This is a genomic window from Methanosarcina sp. WWM596, assembly GCF_000969965.1.
GTDB lineage: Archaea > Halobacteriota > Methanosarcinia > Methanosarcinales > Methanosarcinaceae > Methanosarcina.
This window is the reverse complement of the sequence record NZ_CP009503.1, coordinates 1,279,062-1,300,445: the sequence shown is the minus strand read 5'-3', so window position 1 is coordinate 1,300,445 and position 21,384 is coordinate 1,279,062. Positions and strand designations below refer to the sequence as shown.

At 41.3% G+C, this 21,384-nt stretch carries 12 protein-coding genes and 2 pseudogenes; 8 read left to right on the top strand and 6 right to left on the bottom strand.

Annotated features, from left to right (window positions below; all coding sequences use genetic code 11):
• Window positions 1–558 precede the first annotated feature (558 nt).
• Together mtaC and mtaB are read left to right on the top strand one after the other, a co-directional pair.
• On the top strand, window positions 559–1,341 hold the full coding sequence (mtaC, locus tag MSWHS_RS05815) for a methanol--corrinoid protein MtaC (RefSeq protein ID WP_048126775.1): 783 nt from the start codon (window positions 559–561) through the stop codon (window positions 1,339–1,341).
• A gap of 13 nt (window positions 1,342–1,354) precedes the next feature.
• Window positions 1,355–2,740, top strand: a complete 1,386-nt coding sequence (mtaB, locus tag MSWHS_RS05810; RefSeq protein ID WP_048126773.1) for a methanol--corrinoid protein co-methyltransferase MtaB — start codon at window positions 1,355–1,357, stop codon at window positions 2,738–2,740.
• A gap of 236 nt (window positions 2,741–2,976) precedes the next feature.
• Here mtaB and mtaA read toward each other — a convergent pair whose 3' ends face one another.
• Window positions 2,977–3,996, bottom strand: coding sequence for a methylcobamide:CoM methyltransferase MtaA (gene mtaA, locus MSWHS_RS05805; protein WP_048126772.1), 1,020 nt, complete (start codon window positions 3,994–3,996; stop codon window positions 2,977–2,979).
• 402 nt (window positions 3,997–4,398) lie between these two features.
• Here mtaA and MSWHS_RS05800 point away from each other — a divergent pair, with 402 nt between their 5' ends.
• The 3 genes and pseudogenes from MSWHS_RS05800 to MSWHS_RS21260 form a co-directional block, all read left to right on the top strand.
• Entirely contained in the window at window positions 4,399–4,923 is a 525-nt protein-coding gene (locus tag MSWHS_RS05800) for an O-acetyl-ADP-ribose deacetylase (RefSeq protein WP_048126770.1), read from the top strand.
• A gap of 649 nt (window positions 4,924–5,572) precedes the next feature.
• The gene (locus tag MSWHS_RS05795) at window positions 5,573–10,945 is read left to right on the top strand and encodes a tetratricopeptide repeat protein (protein ID WP_369798975.1); all 5,373 of its coding nucleotides are present in this window, start codon (window positions 5,573–5,575) and stop codon (window positions 10,943–10,945) included.
• 1,093 nt (window positions 10,946–12,038) lie between these two features.
• Window positions 12,039–12,543 (top strand): annotated as a pseudogene (locus tag MSWHS_RS21260) (magnesium transporter); the annotation flags it as partial.
• 198 nt (window positions 12,544–12,741) lie between these two features.
• On the opposite strand, the gene MSWHS_RS05780 reads toward MSWHS_RS21260, so the two are convergent.
• From MSWHS_RS05780 to MSWHS_RS05765, 4 genes are all read right to left on the bottom strand, one after another.
• Complete coding sequence (locus tag MSWHS_RS05780; protein ID WP_048159571.1) at window positions 12,742–13,344, bottom strand: UPF0228 family protein; 603 nt, start codon at window positions 13,342–13,344, stop codon at window positions 12,742–12,744.
• Window positions 13,345–13,761: 417 nt separating this feature from the next.
• Window positions 13,762–14,376 carry a hypothetical protein gene (locus MSWHS_RS05775; RefSeq protein ID WP_231585600.1) on the bottom strand — a complete coding sequence of 205 codons (615 nt, stop codon included), beginning with the start codon at window positions 14,374–14,376 and terminating at the stop codon, window positions 13,762–13,764.
• 268 nt (window positions 14,377–14,644) lie between these two features.
• Entirely contained in the window at window positions 14,645–15,748 is a 1,104-nt protein-coding gene (locus MSWHS_RS05770) for a hypothetical protein (RefSeq protein WP_048158852.1), read from the bottom strand.
• Between the two features lie 861 nt (window positions 15,749–16,609).
• Complete coding sequence (locus MSWHS_RS05765) at window positions 16,610–17,287, bottom strand: hypothetical protein (protein WP_231585599.1); 678 nt, start codon at window positions 17,285–17,287, stop codon at window positions 16,610–16,612.
• A 575-nt stretch (window positions 17,288–17,862) separates the two neighbouring features.
• Here MSWHS_RS05765 and MSWHS_RS05760 point away from each other — a divergent pair.
• Window positions 17,863–18,033, top strand: a pseudogene (locus MSWHS_RS05760) (IS1634 family transposase); the annotation flags it as partial.
• Window positions 18,034–18,185: 152 nt separating this feature from the next.
• On the opposite strand, the gene MSWHS_RS05755 reads toward MSWHS_RS05760, so the two are convergent.
• Entirely contained in the window at window positions 18,186–19,253 is a 1,068-nt protein-coding gene (locus tag MSWHS_RS05755) for a hypothetical protein (protein ID WP_231585598.1), read from the bottom strand.
• 916 nt (window positions 19,254–20,169) lie between these two features.
• On the opposite strand from MSWHS_RS05755, the gene MSWHS_RS05750 reads away from it, so the two are divergent.
• Both MSWHS_RS05750 and MSWHS_RS05745 read left to right on the top strand, forming a co-directional pair.
• Window positions 20,170–20,796 (top strand): magnesium transporter, encoded by a 627-nt coding sequence (locus MSWHS_RS05750; RefSeq protein WP_048126761.1) that lies wholly within the window; start codon window positions 20,170–20,172, stop codon window positions 20,794–20,796.
• Window positions 20,793–21,371 carry a magnesium transporter gene (locus MSWHS_RS05745; protein ID WP_197074027.1) on the top strand — a complete coding sequence of 193 codons (579 nt, stop codon included), beginning with the start codon at window positions 20,793–20,795 and terminating at the stop codon, window positions 21,369–21,371. The genes MSWHS_RS05750 and MSWHS_RS05745 overlap by 4 nt, the downstream gene beginning before the upstream one ends.
• Window positions 21,372–21,384: the final 13 nt, after the last annotated feature.

Below are 21,384 nucleotides of genomic sequence, written 5' to 3'. Positions count from 1 at the left end.
TTGTCAAGCAATTTACTTGCATAAAGATTTTATTGCAAAAGTAATTTTGCCATAAACCTACAAGCTTATTGCCGCCTGATCTCTCCTGATCAGGGAAGCTCCTAAATGCAGTGCTTGGATAAATACTTTTTGGTAACTTTCCCAGATAATCAGTTTAAGAGGATTAGAATTGATCCTGGAAATATAAAGCAGAAAGTCAACTATTCCTGAGCTAAACAGACCGTCCGACAAAACAGAATACAAAGAAGAATACAAAAGAGAGTGGCAAAGAGGAGGGGACAGTGCCTGTTTTCAGTCTGATAACCTTAAATGTGATCAGTGAGTTTTATATATACCAAATCACATTAAAATACAGGGGAGTTAGAAGTCCCTTTAAGAAATTGGGAAGAAATTGGGAATATAATATAGACCTATTTAGATCACGGTTAGTTGTCTTTATGTAAAAAATGGGGAGTTAGTGGGCATCTACCTATTTAAGATCTTTTTAGGGACCTGTTAGTTTTAACCCGGCTTTTGTCCTGTAAACAACCAGGGATTGGTTGCTCCTCAAATGCTAAAATGGAGGTTAAATATTTGATAGATATAGATCCCAGTGGCATTCTGGTTCGTTACAACGTACAATTAGAAAAAGAAATGACACCAGAAGATGCCGCAGAAGAGCTTTATCCAAAGGACCCGACAAGTTACCCTGTTGCAAAAGCCATCTTCGAGGGAGAAGAAGATGATGTTGTAGAAGGGCTGCAGAAAGCTATCGACTCAGGAAAGGACCCGATTTCCTTAATCAATGATTCTTTGATGGTAGGAATGGGTGTTGTTTCCAAACTTTACGATGATGGAGTCATTTTCCTGCCAAACGTCATGATGTCTGCTGACGCCATGCTTGAAGGTATCGAATTCCTTAAGAAAAAGGCCGGGAAATCGCCTGAAGTCAAAGGAAAAATCATCTGCCACGTCGCAGAAGGTGACGTGCACGACATCGGCAAGAACATTGTGGTCGCACTGTTAAGAGCAAACGGATATGATGTAGTAGACCTTGGAAGAGATGTTCCTGTCGATGAAGTCATAGATACCGTGGAAAAGGAAGACCCTCTGATGCTAACAGGTACGGCCCTCATGACCACAACCATGTATGCCTTTAAGGAGATCAATGACAAGCTCATGGAGAAAGGCTACAGGATTCCCTTTGCATGTGGAGGCGGCGCTGTGAACCAGGACTTCGTGTCCCAGTATGAGCTTGGAGTGTACGGTGAAGAAGCATCTGATGCCCCGAAGATGGCAGATTTCATCAAGGCCCATGGAGACAACATCGTTAAATTGAGGGAGAAATTCCATAAACACTGAGGAGGTGGAGTAAATGGCAGTAACCAGATTCACTAAAATGGCTTATGCAAAGGCTGATGATATGGTCTTCGGAAAAGCTGTCAAGCCCGTCAAAGCAGGACTGGGACTTGAAATCGGCGCCGGATACACAACCCCTGAAGTGAACTATGCTCCCAGACCGGAAGCAGGCGCATCCAAGGAAAAACTCATAAAGGAATACGAAAGGATCACAACCGATATTATGGCAAGGATGGTGCAGATAGGAGCTCCATCCGTAGTGCTTGAAACCGAACACGTCCAGCAGATGACAAACAACCCCTCCTGGGGAGCAGAAGTTGCCCATGCCCAAAAAACGATCATGGAGAACTACCACGACGAATACGGAATCAAATGTGCACTGAGACACACACCAGGGGACATCCGTGAAGATCGTGACTTCCTCAAACTCAGAGGAGACAAATACCCAATCTTCCTTGAGTCTTTTGAGCAGTGTGCAGAATCAGGGGCTGATCTGCTTGCCGTTGAGTCAATGGGTGGAAAAGAAGTATTTGACTACTCCATTCTCAGGAACGACATGGCAGGTATCCTCTTCGGTATTGGCGTACTCGGCTCCATGGACATGGAGATGATATGGCAAGATATTGCAGCAATTGCAAAGAAGACCGGAACTGTCGCATCTGGTGACACGGACTGTGCCCAGGCAAACACTGCAATGTTCATAGCAGGCGGCCTGCTTGACAAGAACCTGGCTCATACAATTGCAATCATTGCAAGGTCAATTTCTGCAGCAAGGACCCTCGTTGGTTACGAATGCGGTGCCGTTGGTCCAGGAAAGGACTGCGGATACGAAAATACAATTGTAAAGTCCATTTCAGGTGTTCCGATTGCTCAGGAAGGTAAGACCTCAACCTGTGCCCACTCAGACCTTATGGGGAACATTGTTATGCAGTGCTGTGATCTCTGGTCCAACGAATCCGTGGAATACCACGGAGAATTCGGCGGTACTACTGTGCAGTGCTGGGGAGAAACCCTGTCATATGACTGCACCCTCATGAACGTCGCCCTCCAGTCAGGCAACGAGAAGGTGCTCAGGGACATGTTCGTAGCATCCGACATATACAGAGACCCGCAGGGCTACGTCCTCGCATACCCGCACGCCTACAGAGTAGGGCAGGCAATCGCAAAGGACGGAAACAACATATACCTCCGTGCCAAGAACGCCGCTCTCGAAACCATCAAAATCGTCGAAGAAGGAGCAAAGGGCAAACTTTCCCTCTCAAGGTTCGAAGCCACAGCCCTTGCAAATTCAAAAGCTGCTTTTGAGGCCCTTACCGATGACAAAGACAAGTTCATGAGTGACTGCCTGGACAAATATAAGAAGGAAGTCAAAGTCTTCCTGCCGGAGAACTACGGCCTCTAAACGGGGTTGTTCTTCTTTTTTCTTTTCTTTTTTATCTTTTTTAAGGATTTTTCATGTATCCCGAATCATTTTAGCCGGAAGCATATAGGTTGTCCCCAGCTACATGGCGGATATTCTAAAAATAAACTTGAGACGTCATTTACAGGTATCTCAGAATAAATACCAACCAAGAAAAAAGAGAGCACCAAAAATAAAAATTAAAAATTGAAAAAAAATTCAATATTTTAGCTTATTCTTCAAGCGTAATATTCGTCTCTTGCTGCAACCATGGCTTTTATGTTCTCGAGTGGGGTCATGGGTGCAATTCCACAGCCCGGTGCGAGCACATCAATACCGTCTGCAAGAGCCTGCTTGGATTCGGTTTTGATCTTGTCAACAGGGCCGGGCAGCAGGGTGAAAGGACTGGAGATGTTTCCTATCAACCTTGCTCTGGTTCCGATGACTTCCTTTGCCTTCTTCACACTGCCTATTTTTTCTTCAACGCTGAGACCTTCAAAGCCGCAGTCTGCCATATAGTCGAGGATTGCGTTCACGTTTCCACAAATATGCAGGACTGTAACCGAGTTCACACCGGCAGAGAACTTCTGCAGCCTTGGCTGGAGATACTGCTTGAAGGAGTCAGGGCTCATGAGGTCAGGAGAGGCAACGGGATCTGCAATGGCAATAATGTCTGCACCTGCTTCGACCATTGCGTTTGCATAGATGATTGAAGATTCGGTTGCGAGGTCCAGAGCCTGTTCAAAGAGGTTAGGTTTTTTGATGGACCATTTCATAAAGGTTTTTACACTTATAATGTCGGAAGCAATTGTGATAGGACCTTCCATTCCGCCGATGATTGGAACGTCAGGACCTACTTTTTCCCTGATGATCTTGATTGCTTCAAGTACGGTTGGAATTCTGCCTTTCTGCAGGAGGTCTGCAGGGATTACTGCACCTTCAAGGTCTTTAGGGTAGGGATGACCGGTAACAGAGGGCTGCCTGTTTTTGGTACCCATGTTAATCTCACAGCCCATGGCTTCGACCAGAACAGTAAGGCAGTAGGGAATCCTTACAGCTTCAAGCCCACTGATCTCATGGTTGGCGATTGCCAGCTTTGCCATAAGCTCGGAGTCAGAGTGGGATTCCGGCCAGGGAGCTCCCACTTCATCCATTAATTCTACAATCCCTGTCTGGGTCACGGAACAAACAGGCACTTTGTCAACTTGCTTTCCTTCTAATGTGTTTAAAAGTCTCTCCTTAAGTGTCATGTTACTCATAGTTAGTCTCCCCATTGAAATTATTCAGATATTTACATCACTTGCTTTATATAGCCAGGGTTAAGAAATTAGCCAGGATTAAGAAATTAGAAATGTGTCTAAAAAATATTCTGGCTCGGTTTGTTTTAGCCACTGGTTAATTTTAGCTATACTGGTTAATATTAACTATACTGGTTAATTTTAACTATACTGGTTAATTTAAGTCATAATACATTTGATCTTTCAGATTTTGTGATCGTTCAGATCAAATTCGTAGCAGGATTACCTCGGTAACCCCCAGAGGCATATAAGATATTTTAGAGCTTTTTAAGTGGGCAATTGAGCCTGCTGGTCACCGAAATCCCCGTTTTCGGACTGACTAGTATAATCTATGTTTTATGCTATATCATTGTTTGGGAGATTATGAAACTAAATTCGGATAGAATAAGGATATTCGAAGGAAATATCGTGAAAATAGAAGCTGATGCCATTGTTAATGCTGCAAACAATACACTTCTCGGAGGCGGGGGAGTAGACGGAGCTATCCACGGGGCTGCAGGCCCCAGGCTGCTGGAAGAGTGTAGAACACTTAACGGTTGTCCCACAGGAGAGGCAAAGATTACAAAAGGATACAAACTACCTGCAAAATACATTATACATACCGTTGGTCCTGTATGGCAGGGAGGAAGGGGAAGAGAAGATGAACTTCTGGCTTCCTGCTACAGGAAGAGTCTTGAGCTTGCAAGAGAACATAAAATAAAAACAATTGCTTTTCCAGCCATAAGCACAGGAGCATACAGTTTTCCTTCCGAAAGGGCAGCCGGGATTGCAGTTTCTCAGGTAAAGGAGTTTCTTCTAAAAAATGAGCTGCCTGAAATTGTTTTGCTTGTCTGCTACAATAAGGAAGCTTGCAAAAGCATCAAAAAAGCCCTTGAGAGGAATCTTTAAAAGATAATTTAAATTTAGAATATATTTATATACCTTTTTTTAGACTGTAAACTGTCTGCGAAGAAACAATTCACAAAAAACAAATTTTAAAAGTTTGTTCCCACATTCACTTATGGGAGATTATTTATATAGTATGTTAGAAAAATAGGTTCTAAATAAAAATTACAATGACAGTAAATTCCTAATAACCGATAACAACTTACCTGAACAAAGAATACCGGACTTTGTAATACAGGAAAAATATAAAAAAATTTCATATATAAAAATATTTAATGTAATGAAAATTTACCAGTAATCCCCATCAGTAACATTTATCGGCAACACATATCAGTAATACTTATCAGTATAGCTTATCAGCATAATACTCATCAAGATAACTTATCAGCATAATACTCATCAAGATAACTTATCAGCATAATACTTATCAGTATAGCTTATCAGCATAATACTCATCAAGATAACTTATCAGCATAATACTTATCAGTATAGCTTATCAGCATAATACTCATCAAGATAACTTATCAGCATAATACTCATCAATGCAAGTCTATCGAGGCATATTCACCGGCGCAGTTTATTGGTGTACATACCCGAAAAAAATACGCACTAAAAGGAAAACATTAACATAAAACTCAAATGAGCCTGCAGGATTATACCGCGAAAAAAGGGAATCGGAGGAATAATTATCATTCACGATGAAGCCTTTCAAAGAGGCCTTGACCTGGTTAAACGCAAAAAATATGAAAAAGCCATTAATACATTCAATAAAATTTTGGATAAAAATCCTAATCATAAGGAAGCCCATTTCAACAAAGGGCTTGCTCTCCTTGAAACTGAAAAACCCCAGGAAGCCCTCAATTCATTTAATAAAGTCCTGCAGCTTGAACCCGGGAACTCCGACGCCCTCTATAGAAAAGGAACCTCTCTTGCCATTCTCGAGAGATTTGAAGAAGCACTTGAAGCCTATGAAAATGCACTTGAGATTTCCCCGGATACCCCTGAAACCTGGTATATGAGGGGGCTTGCTTTTGCCGAAATAGAGAGAATTGAAGCTTCAATCCTCTGCTTTGAAAAAGCCCTTGAACTTAAGCCTGAGTATACAGCCGCCTGGTGTGCAATGGGTACAGTAGCCGGAAAAGTAGACAGGTACGAAGAAGCCCTGGAGAATTTTGGGCGTGCACTTGAAATAAACCCTGGAAACTCAGAAGCCTGCTATGCAAAAGGCCTGATTCTTGCAAAGCTTGAAAAATACGAAAACGCACTTGAATGCTTTGATTCCCTTATCCAGAAAAACCCCAAAGATACGAATGTCCTTGAACAGAAATGTCTTATCCTTGCAAAGTTAGGGAAAAAAGAAGAAGCTCTACAGTCCCTCGATGCTTTTTTAAAGAAGTTCCCTGTAAGTGAAGCTGTCCTCTACCACAAGGCCATCCTTTTAAACGAACTTTCGAGGTACGAGGACGCAGAAAAAACCTTTTCAAAAGTATTGAAGCTCAACCCCGGACACAGAGAAGCCTGGTGCAGGAAAGGTTTCGCTCTTGTGCAACTGCTCAGGCTTAATGAAGCCATTAAGGCTTTTGAAGAAGCCATCCGACTGGACCCGGCTTATTTTGAAGCCTGGAATTATAAGTGCTTTGCACTCATGAAACTTGAGGCATACGAAGAAGCCCTAGAAGCCTTTGATTCCGTACTTGAAACCTATCCTGATATGAAGGAAATCTGGTACAACAGGGCACTTGCTCTTTTGAAACTGCAGAACTTTACGGAAGCTGCCCGGTCCTTTGCCCGGGTTACGAAACTTGACCCAACCAATACGGACGCATGGTTCCAGCAGGGGCGCCTGCTTACCAGGACAGGAAAATATGAAGAAGCTCTTGAAATCTTTGACAACCTGCTTGAACATGACCCTGATTTTATCGAAGCCCAGAAGTTCAGGGGCACAGTGCTTATAGGGCTCGGACGCTTCGAAGATGCACTGGAGTCCCTTACGAAAAGCCTTGAAAAGGACCCGCAAAACTATAACCTGTGGCTTCAAAAAGGGCTCATTCTCCTCGACAACGGGAAACTTGAGCCTTCCCTGAAGGCTCTTGAAAATGCCGCAGATCTGAAGCCTGAAGACGAAATCTGCTGGATGAACAAAGGTTTTGTCCTCTATTCCCTGGAACGTTATGAAGAAGCCCTCGAAGCCTTTAAGGAAGGCTTGCGGCTGAACCCCTATCTTGAGAAGGGCTGGAACAAGAAAGGAATAGTACTCGGAAAACTTGGAAAATCCAAAGAAGCCCTGGAAGCCTTCGAAGAAGCAATAAAACTCAGGCCTGACTTTGAAGATGCCTGGAAAAATATGGGACTCCTGCTTTTTGCCTCCGAAGAATACGAAAAAGCCGAAAAAGCTTTTGACGAAGTCCTCAAAACAAACCCGGAAGATCTCGATTCTCTTTACAACAGAGGCATATCCCTGCTCAGACTGGGGAGAAATGAAGCTGCCCTCGAATACCTTGAAAAAGTCGTTTCCCTCAATCCCGAATATCCGGACCTTGCCTACAGCCTTGGGGTTGCCCTGATGGAACTTGGAGAGCTGGAAAAAGCCCTGGAGACTTTTGAAAAGCTTGCTGCAAAGAATCCGGAAAACCTGGAGATCCAGTGCAGGAAAGGAAAGCTTGCAATGGACCTCGGAAAATATGAAACTGCCCTACAGGCATTCGAAAAGATCCTGTTTGAAAACCCCGAATCAAAAGAAACCTGGTACAGAAAAGGGCTTGTCCTGCTGAAACTGGAACGCTTTGAGGATGCCGTAAAAGCCTTTGATGAAGTAATTACAAGGGACGCCGATTATGAAGACGCCGGAACCCTCAAGGGCTTTTCCCAGATGACTTCAGGAAACTTCCTCCCTGCCCTGGAAACTTTTGAAAGTGTACTTGAGAAAAGCCCGGACTCCGGGGTTACCTGGTACTACAGGGGCCTGACCCTGCAGAACCTGCACAGGCAGGAAGAAGCAGCCAGGGCTTTTGAATCAGCTCTCCGCCTTAACCCAGAACTTTCCGGCACCCTTGAATACAGGGCAACCTGCCTCTTTGAATCAGGGCAATACGAAACTGCTCTCGAAGCTTTTGAAGCAATGCTGGAAAGAGATCCGAAAAACCTTTCAGCCCTGAACAGCAGGGCAATTTGCTTCCTTGAACTCAGAAGGCATAAAGAAGCAGTTGAAGCCCTCTCAAACCTGCTTGAACTTGACCCTGACAGGGAAGAGACTAAATTTAAGCTCGAAGAGGCAGAGTTCAAGCTCGGGGTTGAGCATTTCGAACTCGGCCAGTACACCGAGGCACTTGAAGTCTTTTTAAGGCTCACCGAGCAGGACCCGAAGTTTGCAGAAGGCTGGCACTTCATAGGGCTGTCCTGTTCAAAACTCGGGAAACATGAAAAAGCTGCCAGAGCTTTCAAAAAAGCCCTTGAAGTTGACCCGGCATTCCGGGATGTACACGATATATACTACCAGCTGGGCCTTTCCTGTTTTGAACTTGGGGACTTTGAAGATGCCCTGTCAGCTCTTGAAGCAGCCCTTAAAACCGCTCCTGAAAATTCAGACACGACTCCGGGCAAAGTCCAGGACATTATATACAAAAAGAACCTTACCCTGCTAAGGCTCGGAAGATATGAAGAAGCTGAATCAGGCTTTAAGGAAGTTCTTGCCAGAGACCCGGAAAACACTGAAGCCCTTGCACACCTGAGCACTGCCTGTTTCAAGCAGGGACATTACGAGGAAGCCCTGCATATATTTGAAAGGGTTCTCAGTAAGACTCCGGGAAGAAAAACTATCCTTTTCAGAAAGGGACTTGCCTTAAAAGCCCTTGGAAAAATCCGGGAGGCTCTGGATGTCTTTGACCTTGTCCTCAAACTGAAGCCTGACTGCATATACGCCCTCGACCAGAAAGGATATACTCTTTTCGAAATAGAAAAGTATGAGGAAGCAGCTGAAGCCTTTAAGACGGCGCTGGAATACTGCCCAAAAAAAGCACATCTACAATATCTAAGGGCTGTTTCCCTTTTCAGGCTTGGAAACTTCAAAGAAACCCTGCAGGAATTTGAAAAAGCCCTTGACCTTGGATGCCAGAAGCCTGACATCCCCTATTATACAGGGCTTTCTTGTTTCGAAACAGGAGAGTATGCAAGAGCTGTAGAAGCCTTTGATATTGTCTTGAAGGCAGGAGTACAGGACCCGGAAATCCTGCAAAAAAGAGCTCTTGCCCTTTTTGAACTCGGGAAGCCAGAGGAAGCCATATCTGCAATAAATTCCCTTCTTGAATTCTCCACTGAAAACCCTACCGAAGAAGGTAGAGGAGAAAAAAACGAAAGAAACACCGGAGAAACCCCTCGGGTCTCTCATGAGCTCCTTGAGAAATTTACATCCGCCTTGATAGGACTTGGGAAATATGAAGAAGCCCTGTTACCGCTTGAAGAGCTTGCAAGAGCCGGATTAGCTTCAAAAGAAACTCTTTACAGCAGAGGGATAACGCTTCTGGAACTCGGAAGGCAGGAAGAAGCCTTCGAGGTCTTTTCAGAGATACTTGAGACTTACCCGGCCTTTAAGAAAGCATGGTATGGGATAGGCCTTGTGCTGTTTTCACAGGAACATTATAGAGAAGCCCTGGAAGCCTTTGAACAGGCTGTGATGGAAAACCAGTACGAAGGGGCGAAAATTGATGAGTCAAAAATAAGTGATCCAGAATCAGAAGACGCCTGGACTAAAATGGGGCTTGCCCAGCTCAAAACCGAAAGATATGAGGATGCCTTTGAGACCTTTGAAAAGGTCCTTGAGAAAAAGCCGATGGATGCAGATGTGTGGTACTTAACCGGGCTTGTCCTGAGGGGGCTTAACCAGGATAAGGAAGCAGTTGAAGTTTTTGAGAAGGCTCTGGAACTCAACCCTGCCCTTACAGCTGCCCTTGAACAGAAAGGGCTTGCTCTTCTTGCGCTGTGCAGATACGAAGAGGCCCGGAAAGCCTTTGATTCAGCCATTGTCCAGAACCCTGAAAACGCAGATGCCCTTTACAGCCGTGCAGTAGCCAGTTTCAAGCTCCTGAACTTCGAAGAAGCTGCAAAAGACCTTGAAAAGGTACTCCTCTTTGCCCCTGACTTTCCGGACTACACCGAAGCCTGCTACAGGCTCGGAATTGCCAGTATAGAACTTCAGGACTACAAAAAAGCCCTGCAGGCATTTGACCTGATTCTTGAACGTGAGCCTGCGCACAGGGAAGCACTTTATAACATGGCTCTTGTGCTCTTCAACCTCGAAGAGTATGAAGAAGCTGCCAGGACCTTTGAACAGCTGCTTGAAACGTTCCCTGAAGACCCTGAAAGCCTGAACTACCTCGGGCTCTGCCTCCTTGAACTTGAAAACCCGAAAGATGCCCTGAAAGCCTTCGAAAAAGCCGCGCTTTTCAACCCGAAAAACGAAGAAGCCCTTTATAACGCAGCCACGACCCTCATCAAGCTAAACAGGGCCCAGGAGTCCCTCGGATACTTTGACCGCATCCTTGACATCTCCCCTGAGAACTACGACGCCATGAACTACAAAGGAATTGCCTTTTGCATGCTTGAACAGTTCAGGGAAGCCCTCAGATCTTTTGACGGTGTACTTAAAAAAGATCCCGACAACATCAAGGCAATCTACAACGTGGGAGTGGTCTGCTTCAAACAGAAACTCTATGAGACCGCAACCAGGGCTTTTAAAGAAGCTCTTGCCATCAACCCCTGGCACGAGCAATCCCTCAGATACCTCGGCATCTCTCTTGCAAAAACCGGAGAATATGAAGAAGCCCTGAAAGCCTTCGAAAAACTGCTAAGGATAGACCCTCAGGACGTCCAGTCCATGAACTACAGAGGAGTTATCCTCGGAAAGATGGAAAGATACGGGGAAGCGATAAAGGCTTTTGACGAAATCCTGCATGCCTACCCGGATATGGCAGATGCGAAGAAAAAACTTGAGGTATTAAAGTCCCTTGAAAATGAAGAGAAATCCTGTTAATTCTCGTAAAGGCGAAGATTCTTTCTGAGAAGGGGTCTTTCCAAACCTTTTTCTAAACACTATAAGGTGCCTTTGCCAGCTTGTCTGGCAGCCCTTCAAAAAGATAAAAGAAAGTTATACCAGCGCACCCCTCTATAAGCAACATGGTATGTAAAAACAGAAGAGCATTTTAAATTTTTTACGATGGTCATATCCTGATTCGATCTTCTAATAAACATCAAAATGCCCTTTCCAATCATCACACGATACTATTACTTTTACGAGAGTTTTAGCAATGCAGGCAGAAGAAGTCATAGGTACTAGTATCTCAATGAAACAAAGAATGTGCAGGTAATTGAGGCTCTAATATGAACAGCAATGTTGACACTAATAGTTAGCAGAAGAATTTATTCTCTTGTAAGTTTATTCTCTTGTAAGTTTATTCTCTTGTAAGTTTATTCTCTTGTAAGTTTATTCTCTTGTAAGTTTATTCTCTTGTAAGTTTATTCTCTTGTAAGTTTATTCTCTTGTAAGTTTATTCTCTTGTAAGAAACTCAACAGCTTATCCCGAAAAAATGGCTCAATATACGCAGTTACGTTGGAACACAATATTTGCAGAGAGTGCATCGGATTTGTTGACATAATTCTGAAATCTAACTCTTTATAAGTTTACTGGCAATTCCATCGAACAATCTTTTTTCACACTTGTTATGAATTTGAAATTAATTCGTAATATTTGATTGTTTAATTATTTGGAGGGAAACTATATAGGAACATGTTACCCCAACCCATATTCAAATGTTTATAATAGTTAAAGTGTAGTAACTATTAGCAATCAAAGTCTATTCTTAGAAGGGGTATTATTAAATTTAGACCTGGTTATTGTAAAAAACACATAAAAAGCACAATTAACGCTTAAAAAAGAACTATTGAATTAAGAACCTAAAAAGCTATAAAGAGAGAAGTATCCTGCCTTTTTTGAAAAACCTGATCAAGATGAAACCTGAATCATCCATTGTAAGAAAGTCTCCATATGTAATAAAGAAATTTTACACTAACTCTCTTTTAGAGAGTTCCCCATTATTTTAATATAATCAGCGTATAATACAGTCGCATGCCCTCCGAGTCGCACAGGGATGAAGATATCTTCGAATCTCAGTATATAGACAGATATCTCAGCGAGTATGCGAGTGTCTCTTCAATAGTACGTGAGGCGCTGCCTTTTGAGCTTATGGCGACTGTAGGGGGAGTTATTGCAGAGATCATTTATTCAGGAATGACCAGCGAACTTGAGATGATCCCGGCCTGATTGTTATTTATCCAGGCGTGCTCGGGCTGCGCGGAAACATTTCCTCGACCCTCGGCTCAAGGCTCGGCAGTGCAATCCATATGGGGCTTATCACTTCCATCGACAGGAACACCCTGAGCTGACAAATAATATTTCAGGGTCCTTACTCCTGGGTTTTTTAATGGCTATCTTTCTTGGGTTTTTAGGGCATTTTGTCACCCTTGCCCTGGGTTTTGAAAGTGCGGGGGCCTTTAAGCTCATTCTCATCTGTGTGATTTCAGCTCTTACTTCCGGAGTAATCCTTCAATTCTCTGTATGCTACCTTTTCATATCCGGGCAACACGTTTATCATTATAAATTCTATAACCTTTCAATTTTGCCTGATATTGATTTTTTAACGCTTTGCAGGCTTGTGGCAGGGAGATCACATAAAACTAAGATTTGTGTTCCTTACTGTGCAAAAAGTCTATGATGAAATACATTATGGAAAAAAATCAAATATGTGACAATAAGTTACAATTCTGTCAAATTAGGGAAAAAGGTAACTAAGCTGGACCGAAAAAATATTTTCATTTTGTTCCATTTCATTTTTTATTTTTATTGCATCCTCTTCCGGAATCCAATAAGTCCGGGGACCATCACTATAAAGAAAACGAATCTTACACCAGATAAATTTATCCACTTTAATATCATATTTGTCCAGTATTGCAAGAAATTTTTCATCCTTTACTGCTTGTTCAGAGACCGGAAGAACGTAATAATCTTCTTTTTTCATAACTTGAGCAGGTATAGATAGGGTCCAATATTTTTTATTATTCTCTTTCATCTCTGTTACAAGTTCGCTTCTGATGTCACTCCAGTTATCTTTGTCTGCCATTATGTAGTAATCCATATCGGAATAATTAGTGTCATATGTTAGTCTATAGTTCCGAGTCATGTTATAGTGTTGAAGAATGGCTTTTACTTCGGACTCAGAAATTCCATCTTTAAATTGAATAGTCATACCACCTACTTTTGATTCAGGATATTGTGTTTTCGTATCCTCTACCGGTGTTTTTACAAATAACCCCCAAAACGTTAAAAGAGTTAGAAAAATAATAAAAATCACAATTTCCTTATTGATTTTGCTCATATTAACCACTTCAGAAGTTGTGGAGTTTAATCCCTCAAAATCCATTTTTATAGGATTGACAATCCAACTTTCCAAAAGACATCTTTTCTGGAACTAATATATGCGCACTATATCAAGCACACATACATAATAAGGTACTTTAGGTAAGGTACTTTAGATGATTTTTAGGGTTCAAAGCTTGGAAACAGACCCAATAAAAGAACCGGAAAAGCCAAATTAACTGGTATTTTGATGTTCAACCTGTAGGAAGACAGAAAATTCACACATAAAGAACTTTAAAAAACCCTATTTTTCAAACCAGGGTTAATTTGACCTTTTTCTTAGATGTCACATTCTGCAAGTAAAATGTTAGGATTGATTAGGGCATAACAGGTAATAAATAAGGAAGAAGCCTCTTAAAACAGGCGACGTATCATATTAATAGTACGTTCCTTCTCCTGTAAAAAGTTGACCATTTACTGTTGTCCATCCAGCCTGAGCTCCATACAACTTAATTTCCGTGTCTTCCCAGTAGCTATTATGCAGCCATCCTCCGATCCACCATCCATTACTTCCATGCAGGTAAATGGAAATGCTGACGTTTGCATTCGAGGAGGTATCATAGTGGGCATACATATTGCTTTCATAATCAAATATCTCAGATGCCGGTGGATAAGGCCTTCTGGTGACATTCTGCGTGAGATTGTATTTGGGCATAAGAACCATTTCATTGCCCAGCGGGTTCATTGTATCTATGGTCTGGTTAGTGAATAAGATTGTTCTAAATATACTTGGATGCAGAATCTTCTTTGAATCTCTACTTCTGGTAGCGTATTTTGGCTCTATTTTCTCATTATTTATAGAAAGCATTAGTCCGTGCTCCGTATCCACAAGAGCATATTTCCATGAACGATCATAGTCATTGAAATGATTCTCTACGATATCTGTGCCTACGGATGATGTGTTGTTTATCACCGGGAGCGGAAGGTAAAGAGTAACATTGCTCAGAGTCGAATCCGTAGTCAACTCGACACGGTAATCATAACTACTCATGTGATTCCTTTCATATATCCTCTCCTTCTGCTCTTGCCACCAGATAGACAGCAACACAGCAGAAATGATCAGTAATAGTACAATTATTTTGTAACGAGTCCTCATATTTCATCACCTATCCACTCCTGGGAAGGATCTAAATCAAACATAAATTTGACAACTTACTGAACCACGGTAATAACTTGTTTCTTGTCCATGATAGGGAAAAATAGTAGTAAAGAAAGAGATGCCTTTGAAGGCATCTTCTTAAATATAAACCCATTTCAGATTATGTCATAATATAATCATACAACCCATGGTTATACTTTGCAGTTTTTTGGACACATAGGAGAGTATAGTACTGTACGTAGAAATATGAACCAAACGTGTCAGGATGGTTATTCACCTTATCCCAAATATAGTCATAATACTGAGCACTATAATCAGCGTTATCTTTAACTGCCTGTTCTGGATCAGTCACAGTAATAGATTGAGTATTGCTACTGACATAGCTACCAAAATTAGCTCCTGAACCCCAATTATTAGAGATGTATTGCTCATACAAATCATGGTTATTACTGGTGAACAGATTCGCAACGAAATTCCCAACCTGATCAACTGCTCCTTTTGAATGGAACGGATTGCCAGCATCCGACAAATAGTGACTGGAAATTCCAAAGTCGTGATGTGCGTCCGCCATACGTCCATTATCAGCCCAGATTTGCGCACCACCTGCATAAGCATCACAACACCCTGGTGCGCCTCCTACATGCCAATAAGCATCCCAGTAATGATTATAGTACCGATATCCCGGAAGCTCAAAGCCAGAAACATCGGGGTCATCAGCTGCATCTTCAGCATAACTTGCATAAGCAGACCCGTCACAAGCATAGTAAGCAAAATCTTGATGAGAATTTGCATACCACCTTACGCCAACAACCGGATATTCCTTTAAAGCTTCTTCTTCAATCATTGGACCCAACTCACTCATGAAAGCATAGTCATCCGTCGTGATATTATTCGGATACCTATCCCATATGTCTTGCAGTCCAGCTTTGTACCTCTTTTTTTCCTTCTTAGAAACATCGAAGTTATCAATATATCCCATTTTAATGGCTTGACTTTCAGGATCTGTAGCAGCAAAAGCAAGCCCACTATATGGCATCTGTTTCACAACATCTGGTAAAGAAGCCTGTAGCTCCAGATAATCAGCAACTTCCTTCATTCCTTCTTCACCCATCTCAGCTTCCAAAGCCTCAATTTTTAACTGAACAGGATCTTTAGTTAGGTTGGTTTGCTGTTCTTCGGTGGAAGCCATTGCTGGTGGTATCAACGCCATACCAACCAGCATTGTCAAAAGAAGTACTCCTATTGTAATTTTGTTTCTACTCATTCGTTTAACTCCTAAGTTATTTTCCCTTAGGAGGCAGGATCAGGCAAGCTTAAATACAGACAAAGCTAACATAATCACTGCCTTTTAGGGTGTATTTTATGGAGTTCGTATGGTACGGGAAATACTTTTGAACTCCATAAATCCCTCTTATCTAACTCCTTATAAGTTTTCTGTGTAAATTCTCAAACAATCTATCTTCCATACTCATTTTGAGTCTGCAATTTTCCCCCGAACGTTGATTGTTAAAGACCGTGGTCAGAAACTATATATTTGAGCATCCCTCCATTCGCATTCACACAATTATATAAAAATGAGAATTGCATGAAATGGATTCATTTTAAATTATATTTGTGAAAACCCCACAGACCTGTGGCAAGGAGATCGCACGAAGGCTTGTTGTTCTCTATCCCTGCTTTCCTCTACAAGCCTGTAAATCACTCCACCTTAGACAGTTTGCAGGCTTCGCACAAATTGACAAAAGAACAAAAAAAGTAAAATTTAGCGTTGTTTTTGAATTCAAACATGGAATACCTGAAAAATAGAGTATATCAATTTCCAAAAAGCTTTATTTTCCAAAAAAGTCTTGTTTTCAGGCTGTCTCAAAACTCAAGCCATTTCTACAATTGGATAATGGACAATGTTTACTTTAAGCTTAAATAAGATTTTTTTCCAAACTTTAGGTACAAATTAACCTTTTAGTCGAATATTCTACCCCAATTGTAGAATCAAGTTTACTTTTGAGACAGCCTGTTTTGACCTTTTTCTCAGAGGTCAAATTCTGCAAGTAAAATATTAGAATTAATTGGGTATAACAGATAATGAATCAGGAAGTTGCCCGTTAAAAGCAGGCGACATTTCATATTAATAGTACGTTCCTTCTCCTGTTACAAGCTGACCACTTACTGTTGTCCATCCATCTTGGGATCCAGACAACATAACTTCCATAGTTTCCCAATAGCTATTATATTGCCATCCCCCTATCCACCATTCATTACGTCCGTTCAGGTAGATGGAAATGCTGACGTTTGCATTCGAAGAGGTATCATAATAGGCATACATCTTGCTGTCATAATCAAATTGCTCAGAAGTCCGTGAATAAGCTCCCCTGGCGTTGACATCTCGCGTGAGATTATATTTGGGCATAAGAACCATTTCATTGCCTAGTGGGTTTATTGTATATATTGTTTGGTTAGATAATACCATAGTACTAAGATCTATACTTTTTCCCTTCTCATTTTTCATAGAAAGCATGAGTCCGTGTTCCGTGTCCACTATAGAGTATTCCCATGAAGGATCATGGTTATTGAAATGATGCTCTATGATATCCATGCCCACGTATGATGTGTCGTTTATAACTGGAAGTGGTATGTAAAGAGTCACGTTGTTCAAAGTAGAATCTGTAGTCAACATCACATCGTAATCATAACTACTCCTGAGACTCCTATCATACATCCTCTGCTTCTGGTCTTGCCACCAGGTAGACAGCAATACGGCAGAAATGATTATTAATAATACAATTATTTTGTAACGAGTCCTCATATTTCGCCACCTGATCCACTCTTGGGAAGGATTCAAATTAAACATAACCGCTTCACGAGTTCATCATGAAGTTTTAAGTTATGATGATTTAAACGGGATAAGAAAATAGTAATAGAGGGTAATTTATTCTATCCGGGTAATGATATAAATTACAAATTTTCCTCTCAAGCACGTTGTTTTACGAAAAAGCAATTAAATATTTAGGACTTACGTGGTTGAACTGGAAATCAATAGCATTAAACCTTCAACTGTGCAAAATATGGATTTAGCTTCAACGTCTGTGGTACTTGATTTTATATCCCAAGTGCGTAAGTCCTAATATTTTAATCTGCAATTTAAATATGTGTTATCAATCTGATTATGCAAGTCTTACATTATTTTTTTCTGAACTTCCATCCACCGCCCAGGCAGGCCAGGCTTCCCAATAATCCAACTCACTTTCCGCAGATGTGCACAAATAGGTAATTAATTTGATGATTTGTCCAATATTCTCACTATTATGGCGAGTTGATTTTTAAGCCATGGCCATATTGAGAAAATAGGTGGCATTTTTGTGGACTTCTGCGGAAGGTCGGCGATATGAGTTTGAGGACCTGAAACGCAGGTCTACGAAATTCACCAAAAAAAGCTTGAAGAATTTGACACTTACAATCAATTTCAAGAAAAATGGGGTCAAAAACTATATTTTTGCGAATTTTGACCAGATCAATAGCTTGATTGTAGCAAAAATGAGTGGGATTACGTAGAATATATAATAAATTTTTATAAATTTATAGAACCTGTCAAGTCCAATCGGACCAAAAAAAAGGGAAATATTCAGTACCAATTAGTGGGTACTGTCAAACTTAGGATAAAACAGGTTTTTGGGATGAGCTCATTAAATAAAAATGGGGAATAGCTATAAACGCTTTGCGATCAGCAACGATGAAACCCCTAAGACGACCAATATTGAAGTAAAACCTGGCGCTTGATTATTTTTCTCGTTATTTTTTTGTTTTGATTCGTTATCTATATAATTTCCATCTTCATCTGTTACAGTAATCACCTCTTCATCCGTTCCTGATCCATCCTCTGCTGCTAAATCTTCTGTTGTGTGTGAAAAAATAAAAACGACTGGTACGTCATGGATGCCGTCCTGTTCACAGTGTTCATCTATTACTTGATATATTTCATCAATTACTGACTCATTTACTTTTTCTGGGGTGGACGCCTCGAACCCTACTATTAAATATCCATTAATATCGGTTCCAAAACCATTCACAGGACCACCGAATTCAACAAAATAAGGATTAATTCCTGTAGTACTATTAGGACGAGAAAGTGGCTGACTACACTTAACAAGTAAGTCTATCCACTCTGCTTTTTCATCCACATATGTGATGACAGGCATTGTTCCTCGAGTAGTTATGAATCCTGTCTCGTTTCTAGCCCTTTCAAAAGATTCAGGGCCATAATCAGGTAATGGAAGAGTTTTGTCTATGTGCGACCACATAAAGACCACAGGTACTTCACTTACACCCTCCTGTTCACAGTAACTATCTATTCTCTGATATATTGCATCAATTGTTGTCTCATTCACTTTTTCTGAAGAATCAGACTCCAATTCAACTACTAAGTAACCCCCGCTCGCATAATTAAAGCCAATTACAAAATCAGTAAATCCGGTAAAAAATTGGTCTACTTCTGTTATATTACTCCAACACATATAAACCGGATCTAAAAAGAGGTTTTCTTTTTTATCATCGCCTAGTGCTTCGGGAAATGATCCCCTGCTGCTTATATATTGTGGATTCTTTTTAATTTCGTCAAAAAAATCAAGACTATAAGCCGGCAGTTGATCATACTTAGAATTATCCAATTGTTTATCATCTCCGTTTGCGGAACTAATTAGTATAATACCAAAAAATAACGAAAGTATCAATAACATAGGTATCAAAATTTTTCCAGTTTTACTTTTCTTGAGCACTATGTCAACTCCGAAAGTATACTTTATTTGCAACTATAGTTGTCTTCCTGCTGTGCACTCACAGCCGGTATTAACACCATGCCAACCAGCATTGCCAAAATAAGTATTCCTATTTCCATTTTGTTCTTAATCATTTATCTAACTCCTAAGTTATTTTTCCCTTAGGAGGCAGGATCAGGCAAGCTTAAATACAGACAAAACTAACATAATCACTGCCTTTTAGGGTGTATTTTATGGAGTTCGTATGGTACGGGAAATACTTTTGAACTCCATAAATCCCTCTTATCTAACTCCTTATAAGTTTTCTGTGTAAATTCTCAAACAATCTATCTTCAATACTCGTTTTGGGCCTGCAATTTTTCCCCGAACGTTGATTGTTAAAGACCGTGGTCAGAAACTATATATATAAGCATCCTTTCATTCGCATTCAAACAGTTATATAAAAAAGAGAGTAGCACGGCACGATATTGGTTCATTTTAAATTATATTTGTGAAAGCCCCACAGACCCGTGGCAAGGAGATCGCACGAAGGCTTGTTGTTCTCTACCCCTGCTTTCCTCCATAAGCCTGTAAATAACTCCGAGTTACACTGTTTGCAGGCTTCGCGTCCCCCAAAAACCCACCCAACTTCATTACATCAAAACTTTGTCTCATTGGAAATTCAGAAATTTTTCCATGAACTGCTCTATTGATTACAAAGTGACGGCAAAAACGACAACAACTTCAAAATTTGGTGAAATATAAGATTGGGATTTATCCGACTTCTTCGTAATATCGGGTAAATTGCCACCTTCAATAACTAAAGTTGAGTTTATTTCTATTATTTTGTACAGACTTGAAATCGAAAAATTTTTCACAAACCCGATTTTAGAGAGTTCCCCATTATTTTAATATAATCAGCGTATAATACAGTCGCATGCCCTCCGAGTCGCACAGGGATGAAGATATCTTCGAATCCCAGTATATAGACAGATATCTCAGCGAGTATGCGAGTGTCTCTTCAATAGTACGTGAGGCGCTGCCTTTTGAGCTTATGGCGACTGTAGGAGGGGTGATTGCAGGGATCATTTTATCAGGAATGACCAGTGAACTTGAAATGATTCCCGGATTAATTGTTATTTATCCTGGCTTGCTCGGGCTACGTGGGAATATTTCCTCAACCCTTGGTTCCAGGCTGGGCAGTGCAATTCATATGGGGCTGATCACTGACATAGACAGAAACAATCCTGAGCTGACAAATAACATTTCAGGGTCCCTTCTCCTGGGTTTTATTATGGCGATCATGCTCGGGTTTTTAGGACATTTTGTTACCCTTGCCCTGGGTTTTGAAAGTGCGGGAGCTTTTAAGCTAATCCTGATCTGTGTGATTTCTGCCCTTACTTCCGGAGTAATCCTTTCTTTTGTTGCTGTCCTGCTTGCCATAGGTATGTTCAGGTTCGGCTTTGATCCCGATAATGTTGTTACTCCTTCAATTGCAACTATCGGGGATATTGTTTCTATGTTCATGCTTTTTCTTTCAGCAAAACTGGTGATGATGCTTTGAGAAAAAAAGGGAGCCAGACCAGCTATTACACTGTAAGTGGTATTATCCAGCGTGGGCTTCCCGTACTTTCGATTACCTGCGTAATAGGGATCATTGTAGGGCAGATACTTAACACAAGAGAAAACAGCCTGCTTTCTATGCCTGCAATCCTGATCCTTATCCCTTCCCTTATCAAGATAGGAGGTGACACGGGCAGCATGCTGGGAGCCAGACTCTCATCTGCCTTCCATATGGGACTTGGGGACCGGATTTACAGAAACCCCGTGGTACATAACAGCGTTACTGCAGCAGCAATTGTGGGCTTTGTTTCTTCAATTTCCGTCAGTGTGCTGGTTTTCATTGCAAGTAAATTTATGGGGTTTGGGATGTCTTTCCTTACCCTGCTAGAAATCAGCCTTATTGCAGTTGTTATAGAACTTACAGTTGTATACTCTGCAACGATTGTCATCGCCTTTGCTTCTCACCGCTTCGGGATAGATCCTGATGATACTGTTATACCTATTATAGCGAGTCTTGGAGACCTTGTGGGGGTTATGGGAATCTTCATAGCCCTGCATTTGCTGGAGATTTTATAAATGGGATGCAACT

What these genes read in the sequence shown, in the direction of transcription:
- mtaB (WP_048126773.1), top strand. Translation starts at nt 1,355, where the DNA reads ATGGCAGTAACCAGATTCACTAAAATGGCTTATGCAAAGGCTGATGAT.
- mtaC (WP_048126775.1), top strand. Translation starts at nt 559, where the DNA reads ATGGAGGTTAAATATTTGATAGATATAGATCCCAGTGGCATTCTGGTT.
- MSWHS_RS05800 (WP_048126770.1), top strand. Translation starts at nt 4,399, where the DNA reads ATGAAACTAAATTCGGATAGAATAAGGATATTCGAAGGAAATATCGTG.
- MSWHS_RS05775 (WP_231585600.1), bottom strand. Translation starts at nt 14,376, where the DNA reads ATGAGTAGTTATGATTACCGTGTCGAGTTGACTACGGATTCGACTCTG.
- MSWHS_RS05780 (WP_048159571.1), bottom strand. Translation starts at nt 13,344, where the DNA reads ATGAGCAAAATCAATAAGGAAATTGTGATTTTTATTATTTTTCTAACT.
- MSWHS_RS05750 (WP_048126761.1), top strand. Translation starts at nt 20,170, where the DNA reads ATGCCCTCCGAGTCGCACAGGGATGAAGATATCTTCGAATCCCAGTAT.
- MSWHS_RS05770 (WP_048158852.1), bottom strand. Translation starts at nt 15,748, where the DNA reads ATGAGTAGAAACAAAATTACAATAGGAGTACTTCTTTTGACAATGCTG.
- mtaA (WP_048126772.1), bottom strand. Translation starts at nt 3,996, where the DNA reads ATGAGTAACATGACACTTAAGGAGAGACTTTTAAACACATTAGAAGGA.
- MSWHS_RS05765 (WP_231585599.1), bottom strand. Translation starts at nt 17,287, where the DNA reads ATGAGGACTCGTTACAAAATAATTGTATTATTAATAATCATTTCTGCC.